Annotated in this window: 16 protein-coding genes; 3 read left to right on the top strand and 13 right to left on the bottom strand. The window is 72.2% G+C overall.

The features are described from left to right. The first annotated feature begins 368 nt into the window (after positions 1-368). Positions 369-746: a hypothetical protein gene (locus tag ACZ7JZ_RS35540; protein WP_470947171.1), complete on the top strand. Its 378-nt coding sequence runs from the start codon at positions 369-371 to the stop codon at positions 744-746. A gap of 213 nt (positions 747-959) precedes the next feature. Here ACZ7JZ_RS35540 and ACZ7JZ_RS35535 read toward each other — a convergent pair whose 3' ends face one another. Further along, positions 960-1,340, bottom strand: coding sequence for a hypothetical protein (locus ACZ7JZ_RS35535; protein WP_470947168.1), 381 nt, complete (start codon positions 1,338-1,340; stop codon positions 960-962). Positions 1,341-2,409: 1,069 nt separating this feature from the next. Here ACZ7JZ_RS35535 and ACZ7JZ_RS35530 point away from each other — a divergent pair. Continuing rightward, positions 2,410-2,616, top strand: a complete 207-nt coding sequence (locus ACZ7JZ_RS35530) for a hypothetical protein (protein WP_470947166.1) — start codon at positions 2,410-2,412, stop codon at positions 2,614-2,616. A gap of 415 nt (positions 2,617-3,031) precedes the next feature. On the opposite strand, the gene ACZ7JZ_RS35525 is transcribed toward ACZ7JZ_RS35530, so the two are convergent. From ACZ7JZ_RS35525 to ACZ7JZ_RS35475, 11 genes are all read right to left on the bottom strand, one after another. Then, positions 3,032-3,403: a hypothetical protein gene (locus ACZ7JZ_RS35525; protein ID WP_470947164.1), complete on the bottom strand. Its 372-nt coding sequence runs from the start codon at positions 3,401-3,403 to the stop codon at positions 3,032-3,034. A gap of 51 nt (positions 3,404-3,454) precedes the next feature. Beyond that, positions 3,455-5,056, bottom strand: a complete 1,602-nt coding sequence (locus tag ACZ7JZ_RS35520) for a hypothetical protein (RefSeq protein ID WP_470947161.1) — start codon at positions 5,054-5,056, stop codon at positions 3,455-3,457. A gap of 541 nt (positions 5,057-5,597) precedes the next feature. Then, on the bottom strand, positions 5,598-6,068 hold the full coding sequence (locus tag ACZ7JZ_RS35515) for a hypothetical protein (protein ID WP_470947158.1): 471 nt from the start codon (positions 6,066-6,068) through the stop codon (positions 5,598-5,600). Between the two features lie 459 nt (positions 6,069-6,527). Next, positions 6,528-6,953 carry a hypothetical protein gene (locus ACZ7JZ_RS35510; protein ID WP_470947155.1) on the bottom strand — a complete coding sequence of 142 codons (426 nt, stop codon included), beginning with the start codon at positions 6,951-6,953 and terminating at the stop codon, positions 6,528-6,530. Between the two features lie 47 nt (positions 6,954-7,000). Continuing rightward, positions 7,001-7,207, bottom strand: a complete 207-nt coding sequence (locus tag ACZ7JZ_RS35505) for a hypothetical protein (protein WP_470947152.1) — start codon at positions 7,205-7,207, stop codon at positions 7,001-7,003. A 26-nt stretch (positions 7,208-7,233) separates the two neighbouring features. Then, complete coding sequence (locus ACZ7JZ_RS35500) at positions 7,234-8,784, bottom strand: DUF2637 domain-containing protein (RefSeq protein ID WP_470947150.1); 1,551 nt, start codon at positions 8,782-8,784, stop codon at positions 7,234-7,236. A 229-nt stretch (positions 8,785-9,013) separates the two neighbouring features. Next, positions 9,014-9,205, bottom strand: coding sequence for a hypothetical protein (locus ACZ7JZ_RS35495; RefSeq protein WP_470947148.1), 192 nt, complete (start codon positions 9,203-9,205; stop codon positions 9,014-9,016). Positions 9,206-9,400: 195 nt separating this feature from the next. Then, a complete protein-coding gene (locus tag ACZ7JZ_RS35490; RefSeq protein ID WP_470947146.1) occupies positions 9,401-10,585 on the bottom strand; it encodes a hypothetical protein in 1,185 nt (394 codons plus the stop codon). Next, complete coding sequence (locus ACZ7JZ_RS35485) at positions 10,582-11,037, bottom strand: hypothetical protein (protein ID WP_470947144.1); 456 nt, start codon at positions 11,035-11,037, stop codon at positions 10,582-10,584. Before ACZ7JZ_RS35485 ends, ACZ7JZ_RS35490 begins: the two co-directional genes overlap by 4 nt. After that, a complete protein-coding gene (locus ACZ7JZ_RS35480; protein WP_470947142.1) occupies positions 11,034-11,738 on the bottom strand; it encodes a hypothetical protein in 705 nt (234 codons plus the stop codon). Before ACZ7JZ_RS35480 ends, ACZ7JZ_RS35485 begins: the two co-directional genes overlap by 4 nt. Continuing rightward, the gene (locus tag ACZ7JZ_RS35475; RefSeq protein ID WP_470947139.1) at positions 11,735-12,094 is read right to left on the bottom strand and encodes a WhiB family transcriptional regulator; all 360 of its coding nucleotides are present in this window, start codon (positions 12,092-12,094) and stop codon (positions 11,735-11,737) included. The genes ACZ7JZ_RS35480 and ACZ7JZ_RS35475 overlap by 4 nt, the downstream gene beginning before the upstream one ends. Before the next feature lie 214 nt (positions 12,095-12,308). On the opposite strand from ACZ7JZ_RS35475, the gene ACZ7JZ_RS35470 reads away from it, so the two are divergent. Further along, positions 12,309-13,091 carry a GntR family transcriptional regulator gene (locus tag ACZ7JZ_RS35470; protein WP_470947137.1) on the top strand — a complete coding sequence of 261 codons (783 nt, stop codon included), beginning with the start codon at positions 12,309-12,311 and terminating at the stop codon, positions 13,089-13,091. Between the two features lie 401 nt (positions 13,092-13,492). Here ACZ7JZ_RS35470 and ACZ7JZ_RS35465 read toward each other — a convergent pair whose 3' ends face one another. Next, on the bottom strand, positions 13,493-14,026 hold the full coding sequence (locus ACZ7JZ_RS35465; RefSeq protein ID WP_470947134.1) for a hypothetical protein: 534 nt from the start codon (positions 14,024-14,026) through the stop codon (positions 13,493-13,495). Positions 14,027-14,246 lie beyond the last annotated feature (220 nt).

Below are 14,246 nucleotides of genomic sequence, written 5' to 3'. Positions count from 1 at the left end.
GGGGGGTGCACGAGGTGGCGGGTTCGGCGGGGGGGTGCACGAGGTGGCGGGTTCGGTGGGTACCCGGGGTACCCGCCCCCGGCCCTCGGCCGCGCGGCTGGAGGAGGACGTGCTCCTGGTCCTCGGTGGCGGCCGGGGGTGACGGCTCCCCCGGCCGGAGCCCGTCCGTGTGCAGCACACCTCTGGCACTATCGCGCCGGCCCGGCCGCCGACGGCGCGGTCCCGCTCAGCTCCTGGGAGTCGGGGATCCTCCGTCCCGCCCGGCGGTCCGCCCTCCACCGGTTCCAACGACGGCCCCCGCAGGCCCGAGGGGCGGCTCTACGCTGGTTCGGCTGCCTGTCGACGCGACGGCACAGGGGGAGGACGACGTGCCCGAGGACGACGTGCAGGCCGCGGCGAAGGCGAAGCGGATCGCCGAGCTGGAGGCCGAGCTGCACCGGTGTTCGGCGACGCTCGCGAACCTCCAGGGCGTGCCGGACAGCGGCGGCCATGCGTACTTCGCGAACCGCATCGAGGAGCTCGTCGCGGAGATCGAGGCGCTGAAGTCGCCGGCGGAGGAGCCGGAGCCGGAGCGGGACGGCCCGCCCGTGCACACGGTGCTGCTGGGGATCGGCTTCGTCGTCGCGGCGTACGGGCTGACGCAGCGCGCGTGGACGGCCCTGCTGATCGGCGTGGTGCTGATGGGCGTCTCGCAGCTCGTGAAGCCGAAGGACACCGGCACCGAGACCGAGACCAAGGGCAGCTGACCCACCCCGGCCGCCGTCGCCGCGTACGTCATCGACCACCGCCGTACGTCTCCGAGATGACGTACGCCGACGAGCACCAGGAGCACGCGCAGCTGTGGGGCGACCGGTTACCGGTTACCGGTTACAGGCGCCCGTCGACGCGGGTCCGCCCGCAGTTCAGGACGGCGGGCCGCGTCTCCCGACCTGTAACCGGTAACCGGTAACTCCCACTCATCACGACCCGACGGTGCACCCCGCGACGTCGAGCGCCGTCGTGATGAGGTCCCGCTCGTCGTCCGAGAAGGGGCGTGTGTTGTCCCACTCGTTGCGGGAGTCGTAGCCGAACAGGGCGACCGGGCCGCGCGTCTGCGGCGCGGCCTCAGCCGGGAAACCGGCGACGTGGGCGAGGACCGCAGCGGCGTACGGGTTCGGTGCGTACACCTCGGGGAGGAGCAGAGCGCAGTCCGAGGTAGCGACCCGCAGACGCGCGTCGTCGGTCAGGAACGCCCGGCCGACGCCGTGCGGGCCCATCGCGTCCTCGGCGGTGGCGATCCTGTCGCCCCACTCTGCGCGGCCGTCGGGGTGGACCAGGACGTAGACCGGAGACGCTGCCATGGCGCGGATTCCTTCCGAGGGTCGGTACGAACCCAACGAGCATCCCGAAGTCCCGGTGACGACACGGCCGGAACGGCCACAGCTCATGCATTCCGGCCGCTGCTACAAATCTTGGTACAGAACACACCTAGGCATTCTCGATGTGTCGGGAGCCAGAGCACCCAGGTATCGCTGATACGTGATCATGGTCCGGCCGTCGACCCTCGTGCGCCTGCGCGCGTAGGGGGGTCCAGTAAGTCCAGAAACCTCGGCCGCTCAGCGGAGCAAGTTGGGCCTTACTGGAACAGTCCGGCGAGGCTTGCCCAGCGGGGGAGAGGCTTGCCCAGGAGGGCTTGCCCAGCGGCAGGGAGGCTTGCCCGCGGGGGCTTGCCCAGGGGGTGGCCGCACCTGTGCGGCGACGTCTGGGGGTTGCACCGGGGGGCGGCTGGAGGGTTGCGTGCAGAGGCGGACTAGGGGTTGCACCGGAGGTGTGACCGTCGGTGGGACCCCCCCTCCGGCGAGTTCCGGCGTCGTCGCCGGTCAGACCCCGTGGGCAAGCCCGAACCGGAGAACGACACCTCTTTCTGCGGTAGCCAGAGAGAGGTAGAGCGCCGTTTCGGGCGGCCGGTGCGGCCCCGGTTCCTTCCTTCCTTCCTTCCCTCGGCGACGAGAGAGCCGCTCAGGCCCTCGTACGGGGTCTTTCCGGGAGCGGGAAGGAAGGAGGGAAGGAACCGCGCAGAAGGGCGCAGCAAGGTAGTGCGAACTGGGCCCAGTTCGCGGGACCGCCGCGAAGGCCGGCGGATCCTCGGGCCGTACGGCGACGGGGACGTCGGAGGGGTGTCGTGGCGAAGTAGTCGGCGGGTTTTCGCGCCGTGTACGGACCCCTTGACGCGCAGCTCAGCACCCTTGACCGAGGCCCCTCCCACACCACCCTGGGGGCAAGTTCTAGGGCAAGCCGTAAGGCAGGTTCTAGGGCAAGTCGTAGGGCCAGTTGTGAGGCAAGTCGTAGGGCAAGCCCATGATCAAACGCGGGGTATGTACAAAGGGGGTTCCCCTCGGGGAACTCCGCGGCGAACGGCAGACTGCCGTCATGAGCACCACGCGCCGAACTCTGGGCACCGGTCCGACGACGAGCACCAGGAGCACGCCGACGTCGTCCTCGAGTACGCGGCGGCTCGCCGCGGAGCGGATCGAGAACGAGCACCAGGCCGTCGTCGCCGACGAGGACGCGGGCGTGCGAATGCTGCGAGGCCGGCGGACGCTCGGGACCGGCCCGGCCGGGACGACCGGATCCTGATTCCGGATACTCTCTGCGGCTCCGGAATCAGGCCCACAGAGTTCTTCATCATCACCGGGAACGGTGAGGACTGGCCCCGGCCAACATGCGCGCGTACACGCGCGCGTACGAGAACGACCGGTCGCGGCCACCGACAACTCGGAGTTGTCGTGCAGCTGTAAAACGACCCGTACACCGGCCTGTGACACGGCACCGGAACGACCTCCGCCCCGACCTGCACGGACGCCCTTCCATCTCCGAGACCACCCTCTCTCCACGAGCTACGTGAGGGTGGTCTCGGAGTTTCCAGGGGTGCAGGTCGGGGCGGAGGTCGAAGGTGGTCAAGGGGGTCGGGGTCGGGTTTCGGGAGGGTGGTCAAGGGGGGTGGGGCTGAGTTTCGAAGGTGGTGGTGCGGCGGGTCTTTGGTGCGGCGGGTTCAGGGGGAGCAGGTGCAGGTGGAGTGTTCGCACGGCGGCATGTCGGAGATGCGGGTCCAGTCGGCGGTCTGCTGTTCGTAGATGTCGATGAGGGCGGTGAACTCGGGTTTGGTGCGGCGGAGCTCGGCGGCCCAGGCCGGGGTGAGTTCGCGGCCGTCAACGAGCAGCTGGCCGTCGGATCCGATGGCGTCGGACAGCACGGAGCCGTCGGGGAGCGCGCGGTAGTTCACTTCGTTGCCGGGCGGCATCAGCCCGTCAGCGATGGCCGCGTCCCACGCGGGGGCGAGATTGCGGATCGGGTCGCCGCCGAAGGCCGGCGGCAGGTGTCCGGGGCGCGGGCGGCGCGTCTTGTTGTTCTTCTGGCGGCCCATCCGGAGCCCTCCTTCGTCGGAGCAAGTTAGTGGTCAAGGTGCCCTTGCGGGTCAACGAGCGGCGGGGGCGACCCGTCGGCGTAGACGGTCCTGCAGGGCCTTCTCCTTCGCCTTCTTGTCGACTGGCTCGGCGTTCTCCGCGTTCTTGGCGCCGTCCTCCTGGTCGTGCTTCTCGTTCTCCCGGCGGCGGCGTGCCGCGGCTTCCTCTCGTCGCTGGGCCAGCGTTTCGAGGATGCCCGCGTACGCCTCGGCGATCTCGGCAGGCGTGAGCAGGGCGACGGTATCGAGCGCGGCCCCGGCGGCGACGACGACTTCGGCGACCTTGTCCATGTCGATGCCGTCGGTGCCCTCCACGGCTTGGACGGCGGCGAGGTCGAGCGCGCGGTTGGTGACCTTGCCCCAGGTCTCGTCCTGGACGCGGATCCCGGCGCGGAACTCGCTGGCGCCGTCGGCGGCGAACAGCGCGTCGAGGTCGTCCTCCTCGGTGTCGCCGCCCTCGATGCCGAACATCGACCGCAGGTAGCGGGTCCACTCGATGGCCCGCCGGCCGCGCAGTGCGCGCTCGTACTCGTGCCAGGCGCCCAGGCACCACTCCAGCGGGCCGTCCCCTTCGGCCTCCTCCTCCGGCATTCCGCCGATGATGTCGCCGATCCGGCCCAGGAGCTGGAAGGGCGTCATGTTGCCGTAGCGGCCCTCCTTGAGGTCACCGCGGGCGACCTCGTTGGCGGGGGAGACGGACTTGTCGCCGTCCTGGAGCTTGGCGATGTACTGGCCGAGGTCCTGGGCGTCCCGCTCGGTCTTGAGCCGCTTGAAGTCCACGCCGTGCTCCTTCGAGGGCGTGTACTCGGGGTTGATCCGCTTCAGGTGGGTGGTCCACACGCTGCGGAAGTGGTCCTCCATCTCCTTGACGGCGGAGTCGGACGGCGTGAACACCCCGGTGATCTTCTTGTCGGCCTTCTCCCCGGTGGTGGTCCCGCCGATCAGCACGATCGCGTGGATGTGCGGGTGCCAGCCGTTGATGAGGCCCACCGTGATCTCGGTGGCGCGGATCATGCCGAGGTAGCCGACACGGTCGCGGATGCCGGGGACCTTCGTGCCGTCCTTCTTCGTGCGGCCCGCCCAGGTGCCGCCGGAGATCAGCCGCTGGTAGGCGCCGGCCACGCGGCGGGTGCGGGCGAGGTCGGCGTGCGCGTCGTTCAGCCCGGCCTGGGCGACGGCTAGGTCGGGGGCGACGTCGGCGCGGGCGGCGGCCATGGCGCGCCGCTTCACTCCGTCGGGGGCGTCCCGGCGGGCCGCGTCCACGGTGAGCTTGGCCAGCGCGGCCGCGTCGTCGTATGCCTTGAGTGCGGCGGTGACCTTGGCCCGGGCCGCGCGGATCTCGGCGGCGGTGCCGGAGCGGCTGCCCTGGATCGCGTCCATCAGATCGGCGAGCTGGTGCGTGTGGGCGTGCCGGGCCGTGAAGGTGACGAGCAGGGCGACGCCGCCGCGCTTGATCCAGTCGACCACGACGCGGGTGATCTCCTGGGCCCGCTGGTGCCGGATCGTGGCGGAGCAGACCGGGCAGAACCAGATCCGCGCGCACTTCATCAGGCCGAGGACGACGGAGTTCCCCTCGGCGGTCTGCGCGACGATGACGCCGGACGCGGGGTCCATCAGCTGACGGCCGCAACCGCGGCACTTCGGGTCTCCGCTGATGCGCCACAGGGTGCGTCGTCCCTGGTAGCGGCGGGTTTTCCGTGCCTGCGCGGCGAGGTCTCGGGGGCTCGGCGTTACCCCCCCGGGAAACTCTGTTGGTTCATTCCCTAGTTGTCCGGGGTTGCCGACGGCCTTCGTCCGCAGGCCCTCGCCCTTGGCGATGGCGCGCTTCGCCGCCTTCCGGCAGCGGTCGGAGCAGTACACCCGGGGGACCTTGCCGGGGGTGTGGGTGATCGGGGCGCCGCAGTGGCACGACGGCCTGGCGGCGGGGCGCTGTGGCGGAACGCCGACAGCATTGCTTACGCTGTTCAACAGCAACGTGTCCTTGCTCGTGTACGCGAGTCGGGAAGCGGACGGTCCGGGGCTCTCACACACCCGGGCCGTTGCTTTTTGTGGGGAGCATGATTCCCCATCAGCCACCCGATTGCTCGGGTGACTCGCGGAACGCGCCCTACCAACCGACAGGCTGGTGGGGCGTTTCTGCTCTCCAGACGAGACCTCACGCAGCACGTTCGGCCCCATCCGTAATGATCTTGCCCTGAATCGCCCTGATATGCGAGCCAGTTCGGGGGGCGTTCTCCGTCGGCAGACCGGCCGGGGGAGCGGGGGCCGGGACGGTGCGCGCGCAGTGCTCGCGGTGCTCCTGGTGGCGGGCAACGAGCAGCTGGACGTCGGCCGCGCCGGCGGCGTGCTCAACATGGCCGCAAGCGCAGGCGTATGAGGCGCGCGGCGACGGGACGGCGGCGATCCAGAGACCGGGCGAGGCCGGAGTGGGCCGTAGGTCGGCCGGGGTGCGGCTGTACATGGTGGCGCTCCGTTCGGGCACCCCCGCGCCGTTGATCATCGTATGGGTGTCCGCGTGAGGCTCCGGCCCGCGTTCCTGACCGTTTCCTCTTCTGCCTGTTACCTGCTGCTGCACCGTGCTGCTCTCCTCCGTCGTCTCGATAGACGGGGTGAGCTGCTGATCCATTACACCGACCTCGCCCGCGCGCGCGTGGGACGGTCTCATCAGTTCCACGGATGTACCTCTTCGCAGGTCAGCGGCGCGACGTCCGGTCTCACGGAGATCCCCTTCACCTCGTCGAACGTCATCGCCGCGGATCTGTGACACCCCTCGCCCGCGAAGCAGGGCGAACCCGGACGTAGCGCCGGGTTGTTGCGCTGATTGCGCAGGTCCACGCGCCCGCGGGCGCGGGTAGGGCGGTGGGGCCGTTTCCTCATGGGGCCGTTGTAGGCGCCGAAGCGGACAGCTCGGGGCCGGCGGTCCGCGGGGCGGTCTCCCGGCCGGGGTCGATCCGTACGCGTGCGCGCGATGGGGCGGTGCAGAAAGTGCAGAAACCGCGGCGCCCGGTGGGGCTGGTGGGGTTCGGGGGGCCGAAGAGAGCCCGGACCGGGTGGGGTCCGGGCTAGGGGCCAGCGGGGCGTGCGGTCAGCGTTCGGTGGTCCAGACGTGGGGCGGGAAGAGGTCGGGCTCGATCTCGTACTCGTCGGCCTCGGCGGCCAGGCGCTCCTCCAGCTCCTTCGGGTCGCGGGGTGCGTCGGCGTCCACGTCGTCCTGGTCGGCGGCCCGCCGGTTCGCGGCGTTGGACAGCTGGTCGGGCCTGGTCCGGGGGGCATCGGTCAGCCAGGGGAACGGGTGGGTGGTGTCGGCGGCCTCGAAGACCCGGGTGGCCGCGCCCGGGACAGTGCCGGGCTCCGCGCGGCCGTCGTAGAGCGAGGCGAGGAGCGTGGCGCCGTGGGGCTCGCAGGCCGGGACGGCGGTCCCGAACTTGTCCACGATGGTCACGGCGTCCTGCGGGCCGGTGCAGGGCGTCAGGTCCTCGTCGTGGGCGGCGGGGCAGCGGGTGGTGTCCATGTCGGCCTCCTGGTGGCTCGGTCGGGCGGGGGAGGGGTGGTCGGCGGTCACTCGGCGGTCTCGGTGTCGAACAGGGTCTGCTGCCCGGCCATCGAGGAGACCCCGCGCCGGCGGAGAGCCGCGTACTCGTGGGCGACCCATGCCGGGGTCGCGCGTCCGTCGAGCAGCTGCGTGGCGGCGGCCTGGGAGAGGCCGGTGGTGTAGGCGTCGTAGACGATGGCGCGGGCCTGGTCGGCGGTCATGGGCTCGGTCATGTCGGTGCCTTCCTCGTCGTGGTCGGTCAGCCGCGGTAGCCGTCGGCGATGAGCTTCGCGGCCTCGGCCCGGCGCTTGACGGCAGTGCCGTGGGAGGCTCCGCCGAGGACGTCCTGGACGGTTTCCACCGGCATGGCCTCAGCGTCACCGGCGTACTGCTGGAGCACGATCCGCGCGATGAAGCGGGCCTTGCGCTCCTGGTCGTTCAGGTTCAGCTGGATCTCCGCGTCACGGGCGGCGTTCTCTGCGTCAACGGCGGCGCGCTTCGCGTCAGCGGCGGCGCGGTCGAGGTCAGCGGCGCGCTTGCGGTCGTCAGCGGCGGCCAGTTCCTGGGCGGCTGCGGCCCGGTCGAGGTCAGCGGCGCGCTTCCGGTCGTCAGCGGCGCGGCGGGCAGCGTCAGCGGCGGCGGCCTCTGCGTCAGCGGCGGTCTTGTTGGCGTCAGCGGTCGCCTGGCGGTGCTCGGCGGCCTTCCGGAGGGCGGCGGTGGTCGCCTCGTCCTCCTGGGCCGTGGCGGCGGCCTCGGCGGCCTTTACGGCGGCCTCGGCCTGCGCGGCGGCGGCGGCTTCGGCGGTGGCGACCTCGGCGCCGGCCTTCGCCGCGGTGGTCGCGGTGCGGGCCTGGAGGATCGCCTGCTGCTCGGCGAGGCGGGCCTCGGCCTCCAGCGTCTTGATCTGCGCTTCTGTGGCAGCGAGCTTGGCCCGCGCCTGCCGCTCCTCGTCGGCGGCCTGGTCGGCCACGGCCTGGTCCTTCTTCGCCTGCTCGTCCAGGCGGGCGGCCTCGGCCTCCTTCTCCGGGATCGCCAGGGCCTCGGCGACGGACAGCCCGAAGGGCGCCATCCGGAAGGGCAGCATCTCGTCGGCCTTCGCGAGCTTCCGCCAGTTCTTGCCGTAGTGCTGCTCAAGGCGGGCGGCGTAGACCTCGCGCTCCTGGTCCATCTGCACGGCCTGGTCGTAGCTGCGGAGCTCCCACAGCTTCATGCGGCGCCACAGCTTGAACGTGGCCGGGAGGGCCAGCAGCCAGCGGTGGAACGGGACTCCGGTGCTCGCGTGGCCGGCGGCCAGGCGCGCGGCCTGGACGACGAGGCGGCGGGCGGACTCGGCGCCGACGGAGAACAGGAACGGCATGACGCCGTGCGCGAGGGTCTCGGTGGAGAGCACTGCGCCGCCGTGGGCGCGGCCGTTGAGGACGATGGTGACCGCCGTCATGCCGTGCCCGGCGAGCCGGAGGAACGGCCAGGGGATCCCGCGCTTCGTGAGCACCAGGTCCATGACGAGGAAGGCGACGATGGCGCCGTCCACCGCGATCGGGAACCAGTCCGCGATGGCGGGGGAGAAGTGCCACGTGATCGCGGCGGCGCGCAGGGTCTCGTACGACCCGGCGAAGCCGATGCCACCGACGAGGAGCCCGCCGGCCGCGGCGATGACGTACAGGATCGGCATCAGCCAGCGGTCGACGCGGGGCGTACGGGAGGGGCGGGGAGCCGGGGTTGACCCGGGGCGGTCCGTCGTTGACTCGGCGGCGTACGGCGGTGACCCGGGGGCGTCGGCCACGTCCGGCCGGGAGTCGAGCAGCGTCACGGGGGTCCTCCAGTGGAGCGGTAGGTGGCCCCGGGGCCGTCGTCGTTGACGGTGGCCCCGGGGGTGGTTCGGAGTCCGCCCATCCTGCCGGGAACGGCAGACACGGCGGGGGAGAGGGGCTAGCGGCACTGCTTGCAGCGGCCGTTCTTCGTCTTCTCGGTGGACCAGGCCCCGCACTTCGCGCACTGCCACAGGTGGGAGAGCGCGCGGGCCAGGCCTCGGAGGGTGGTCACTGCCACCACTTCCGGGCGCCGGACTCGTCGCGGTCCGTCGTGCCGGTGCCGGCCACCGGCTTGTCGGTAGTGGTCTCCGTCCAGCCGCCGGTCTCCGCGGAGTAGGCCCGGCCGTGCCGCTTCCGGTCCGCGTCGCTCTGGTTCGCGCCCAGCTCGGACTGGCTGATCGTCTTGCGGAAAAGTGCCATGATGGCGTCTCCATCTCTTCACGGGGTGGGCGCCCGTCCCGGGGTGCTTGGTAGGTGGCCCGGGTCGGGCTTTTTCGTTGTCCCGAACCCCTCTCGGGGGCGGGGGTCTTGGGGGTGTAGCGGGGGCGTGTAGCCCTGCTGTAGCCGGACGTAGCCGGTTTGTAGAACCGCAGGTGAGACGGCCTGTAGACGCGTCTACGCGGTGTCCTGGGTGGACCCCTGGGAGGGGTCGGGGGAGAGGGGCTGAACGAGCCTCAGCCGGGGCCCGGGGACACCCCCCGCGACCGCCCCGGGGGGGGCCTCGGACGGGGCCTCGGCGGGGGCCGGGACGGGGCTCTGAGCGGGGGTCTGGACGGGGGTCTGGACGGGGGCCGGCGGGGGCGCCGCAACGGGGGTTCCGTACATGCGACGGACCGCCTCGGAAACACTCGATCCGAGCACCCCGGCCAGCTCCACGATCTTGATCCCGTAGTCGACGTCCGAGGGCGCGGGCGTCGGGATGCCGCCGGGCTGGCGGGTGGACTTGGCGACGGGGAACTTCGACGCCTCCAGCCAGTCGCGCATCTGCTTCTTGTTCATGGCGCCGGGGGAGAGGAGCCGGGCCTGTTCGGCGGACTGGATCAGGGTGACGACGTGCAGTCCCCCCTTGCCGCCGTGGGCGGTCTCCAGGGCGGCCAGCTGCTCCAGGATGTGGCGCTGGAGTCGCTGGGCGGGGGAGAGGCCGTCATCGGCTGAGTCGTCGTCCTCCCCCGCGTCGTCGTCCTCGAGGTCCTCCTCGGAGCCGTCGCCGTCGTCGTCAGCGTCCTGGTCCTCGGCGGCGAACTCGTCCTCGGAGTCGTCCTCCTGGTGCTCGTCCTCGTCGGCCGCCACGGCGAGCGGGGGAGGAGCGACCATCCAGGCCGCGACCATCCAGGCCAGTCCCCCGCCGCACAGGATCAGCGGCCCGTGCGGGGCCAGGGCCTCGGCGATGCCGGGGCCGAAGGTCCGGGCGGCGACGTATAGGGCGGCTCCCCCGATGAGCGCGGCGATGCCGAGGATCCCCCAGGTGTCCCCCCGGCCGCGGATCACCGGGGCGACGGGCGGGGCGGTGATGGCCGCGATCTGCTCCTCGGTGAGCTCCGGCTCCTGGTCCTCGTCCTGGTCGTCGTCGCCGCCCTTCCGCCGGCGGCGCGAGCGGGACTTGGCCTTGGCCGTGGCGCGCTTGCGGGCGGCCTGGTCGGCGGCCTCCTGCTTGTCGGCCGTGGCGGCCGGGTCGGTGGCGGCGGTGTCCCAGGCCCACCGGCACGCTGCCGCCGCGCAGCCGCAGAGCTTGCCGCCCAGGACCATCGAGCCGGAGATCAGCGCGGTGAGGGTGGTGCCCACCCCGTGGAGACGGCTCACAGCGCACCCACTGCCTGCGCGATCATCAGCACGCCGTTGTGGACGACGCCCCAGATCCCGCCCGCCTCGGAGTAGATGACCCCGGCCCCGATGCCCAGCAGGGCGGGGATCCAGAGCTTTTTCCACTCGAACAGGAAGATGATCGCGGTCAGCGCGAGCGCGGTCCCGCCCAGGGTCATATCCCCGAACGTCCCGCCCTGGATCAGCGACTTGGGCAGCTCGGCCGCCGCGTCCGACAGCTGGCCGAGTGCGGTGTTGGCGGTGGCGGACAGGATGCCCAGGCCGATGCCCAAGGCGCCGGCCTTGTCGCGGTTGAGCTTGACCCGCTTCGAGCCGCGCAGGCCCGCGAGCAGGACGATCCCGTTGGTCAAAGCGAGGCCGGAGGTTCCGGCGCCGCCGAGTCCGGCTCCGGCGGCCATCACGACGTCGGTGGCGATGGTCAGCGAGTTCACAGCAGTGCTCCAGGGGCGTAGAGGAGGGAGGAGGTGATGACGGTGGCCAGCGGGATCCGGGCCAGCCAGCGCAGGGGGCGGCGCCATCCGGCGGCCCGGGACTCCAGGAGGGTCCAGACGAGAGCGCCCGCGCCACCGGCGACGATCAGCGGGGCGAGGAGCACCGACCACGGGGCGGACCAGGCAAGGAAGTCGGCGATCGGCTCGGCCGTGCCCTGGCCCCAGAACGCGGCGCCGATACCGGCGGCGACAGGGGCGACCGGGGCGAACGGGCCGAGCAGCCACCGGAACGGCTTGGCCACGCGGTAGGCGATGTAGGCCGCGCCGATGGTGACGACGAAGGCGCCGCAGTTGGGCAGCGCGAGCATCACCTCGCCCATGCCGGGCTCCAGGCCGTGCCAGGTGCCCGTGGCCGGGAAGAGGAGCGCGTGCCCGGCCAGCGCGGCCGAGCCGTTGTACGCGGCCCACCGCAGACGGGGGTTGGACACGGCCGCGACGGCAGCCGCTTCGACGTCGGCGGCGAGCGCGGCCGGGGTCGTGTGGCCCCGCAGTGCCGCCAGCGTCGCCGCGCCGATCTTGATCTTCTTCGGGGCCTTGGCCTTCTTGCCCTTGCCCCGCTTCTTCGGCTGAGTCGGGAGGGGGGCGGCCGCGAGGCGAGCCTGCTTCTTCGTGCGGCGCGCCGCCGCGGTGCCGGTGCTCACAGGAGGCCGTCCTTCTCCAGCGCCAGGTACAGGGCGCGGCGCTCGGACTGCCGGAGGCCGGCGCGGACGCCCTTGATCTGGAAGACCGACGGGGTCTCGCGCAGCTCCTGGACCAGGCAGGCCGCGATCAGCGGGCAGCCGTCGCAGACGGCCAGCGCCTGCCGCTCCGCCCGGAACGGCGTCTGGGCCAGGCCCGAGCTGTCCTCCGGGAAGAACACCTCCGGGTCGGTGGTCCGGCACGGTGCGAGAACGTCCTGGTCCAGGACGCGCAGCTCCCGGCGGGCCAGCCGGTAGCGGACGACCAGCTCGTCCGTCCCGGGCCTCTCCGTGTGCTGCTGCGGTAAGCGCGCAGGCATGGCTGTGCCCCCTCTGGCATGGCGAATGGGTGGAAATCGGATCAACAGACCCTCTCCGCACCGGAGTTGGCGCCGGATCTGTGTCTACACAGATGTTGCACCCAACGCCACGCAGAAGTCAACTGTGTAGACACAGATGCGGTCGATTCGAGGGGGCGCTACCTTCATGGGGACGCGACTGCGTACACACAGATGCTGATGAAGGAGACCGGGGATGTCCGCGACCCGCTACGAGGAGACCGCCGCGCACCTGCGCGAACGCATGGAGGCGGGGGACTACCCGCCCGGCAGTCGCCTTCCGTCAGTCCGGTCGCTGGTGACCGAGCTCGGCGTCAGCGACGCCACTGTCCGCGCCGCGCTGCGGATCCTGGAGGCCGAGGGTCGCGTCCGGACGCTGCCGAAGTCGGGGATCGTCGTGCGCGAGCGGTCGGGCCGCCGGCGGCTGACCCGCTCGTCCCAGATCAGCCACGACGGGAAGATCTACCGCTTCCCCGCCGCAGCGGCCCAGGGCGAGCCCTGGGTGCCCCACGGTGAGCCGACGACGTCGGTCGAGCCGGTGCCGGCGGACGTGGCCTCGGTCTTCGAGCTGGAGCCGGGCACGCCGGTGGTCCGGCGCCGCCGGGTGATGTCGCCGGAGGGGGAGGAGCCCTGGGACATCATCGACACCTGGATCCCCCCGCACATCGTCGCCGTGGCCCCGCAGGCCGCGGAGCCGGTCACCGGGACCGGCGGGTACCTCGCGCGGATCGAGGAGACCGAACACGGGCCCCTGTCCTGGGAAGAGACCGCGAGGGCGTCCATGCCGACCAGGGAGGAAGCCGACCTCCTCGGGATCTCCTCGCTGATGCCGGTCATGCGGATCCTGCGCGTGGGCCTGTCCGCCCACGACGGCCGCCCGGCCGAGTGCTCCGCGTACGTCATCCCCGCGGACCGCGTCGAGATCCACAGCGCGCTCACCCGCGGCCCGTCCGCCCGCTGGCCCGTCAGCTACTCCTGATCCGGCAGCACGACCACGAAGGCCCGCACACCGTGCGGGCCTTCGCCGTTCCCGGCCTTCCCAAGTCCTTTGGGGCGCCTAAGACCGTTAGCCTCCGTGGCCACCGGTCATGGCGTCTGCGGACCGGCCGGGCTGGGAAAGACGGCCAGCGGCGGAGGGGGGATCGGTGGGTGGCGGGCCGTCGGGCGAGCGCCGGCGCCGAGTTGGGCGCGGACCGTACCCCCGCCGTCAACCCGAACCGAGCGTGAGGCGACCGCACCCTCCGGCCGTGGCTGATGGGGGGCAACTGCTGCCGCGCCCCGTCTGAGCCCGTCACGGTCCCTCCGGGTCGGTGCACGTCTCGCTGTGGCTGATGAGCGTGTCGTCCGGTGCCTCCCGACACGCCCGTGCGCACCCACCGCCTATGCGCCGTGGGTGGGCAACTCCTCGCCGTCGGCACCGATCCCGTAGCTCGCCAACCGAGCCTCTATGTCGGGGTCCTCCCACAGCGGCATCGCGTCGCCGCGCGTCGGCTCCGGCAGCGGTATGGCCGAGGCCGTCATCCCCGCCCGACGACGGCCGCGGACCGGCCGGGGCAGGGGAGCAGGCTCGGGCGCGGGCCGCCGTACCTCGGCGGCCGGGACGGGCGTCGGCTCCGGAGCCGGGGCGGGGACGTCGACCGACGCCTTCTCCACCGCGTCCGCCAGGAACAGGACCGCTCCCCGGTCCTCCTGGGCGCGGCGCACGGGCGCCGGCACCGGGCGCGGCCCGTCGGGCTTCTTCGGCCGGTCCTTCTTCATGGGCAGGCCGAGCCTCTCCGCCTCGTACGCCCGCTGGCGGTGCGACCGCTGGCAGTACTTCCTGGGCGTCCGCGTGCCGAGCTGCGACACCGGCTCGCCGCACCAGCGGCAGTCCAGGTCCGGGCCGACCTTCCGCAGGACCACGTCGTCACTCATGCCCGGCACCCTAGCCGTCACTGTGACGGCATCCAGGAACCGGCAGGCCGTCACAGTGACGGCTAGCCCCATGCCGTCACTGTGACGGCATTGTTCGGGGGGTGCACGAGGTGGCGGGTTCGGCGGGGGGGTGCACGAGGTGGCGGGTTCGGCGGGGGGGTGCACGAGGTGGCGGGTTCGGTGGGTACCCGGGGTACCCGCCCCCGGCCCTCGGCCGCGC

Source organism: Streptomyces sp. NPDC038213, from assembly GCF_055600495.1.
This window is presented reverse-complemented; position numbering and strand designations above follow the sequence as displayed.

What these genes read in the sequence shown, in the direction of transcription:
- ACZ7JZ_RS35470 (WP_470947137.1), top strand. Translation starts at nt 12,309, where the DNA reads ATGTCCGCGACCCGCTACGAGGAGACCGCCGCGCACCTGCGCGAACGC.
- ACZ7JZ_RS35535 (WP_470947168.1), bottom strand. Translation starts at nt 1,340, where the DNA reads ATGGCAGCGTCTCCGGTCTACGTCCTGGTCCACCCCGACGGCCGCGCA.
- ACZ7JZ_RS35475 (WP_470947139.1), bottom strand. Translation starts at nt 12,094, where the DNA reads ATGCCTGCGCGCTTACCGCAGCAGCACACGGAGAGGCCCGGGACGGAC.
- ACZ7JZ_RS35530 (WP_470947166.1), top strand. Translation starts at nt 2,410, where the DNA reads ATGAGCACCACGCGCCGAACTCTGGGCACCGGTCCGACGACGAGCACC.
- ACZ7JZ_RS35495 (WP_470947148.1), bottom strand. Translation starts at nt 9,205, where the DNA reads ATGGCACTTTTCCGCAAGACGATCAGCCAGTCCGAGCTGGGCGCGAAC.
- ACZ7JZ_RS35505 (WP_470947152.1), bottom strand. Translation starts at nt 7,207, where the DNA reads ATGACCGAGCCCATGACCGCCGACCAGGCCCGCGCCATCGTCTACGAC.
- ACZ7JZ_RS35520 (WP_470947161.1), bottom strand. Translation starts at nt 5,056, where the DNA reads ATGGACCCCGCGTCCGGCGTCATCGTCGCGCAGACCGCCGAGGGGAAC.
- ACZ7JZ_RS35515 (WP_470947158.1), bottom strand. Translation starts at nt 6,068, where the DNA reads ATGGATCAGCAGCTCACCCCGTCTATCGAGACGACGGAGGAGAGCAGC.
- ACZ7JZ_RS35465 (WP_470947134.1), bottom strand. Translation starts at nt 14,026, where the DNA reads ATGAGTGACGACGTGGTCCTGCGGAAGGTCGGCCCGGACCTGGACTGC.
- ACZ7JZ_RS35525 (WP_470947164.1), bottom strand. Translation starts at nt 3,403, where the DNA reads ATGGGCCGCCAGAAGAACAACAAGACGCGCCGCCCGCGCCCCGGACAC.
- ACZ7JZ_RS35510 (WP_470947155.1), bottom strand. Translation starts at nt 6,953, where the DNA reads ATGGACACCACCCGCTGCCCCGCCGCCCACGACGAGGACCTGACGCCC.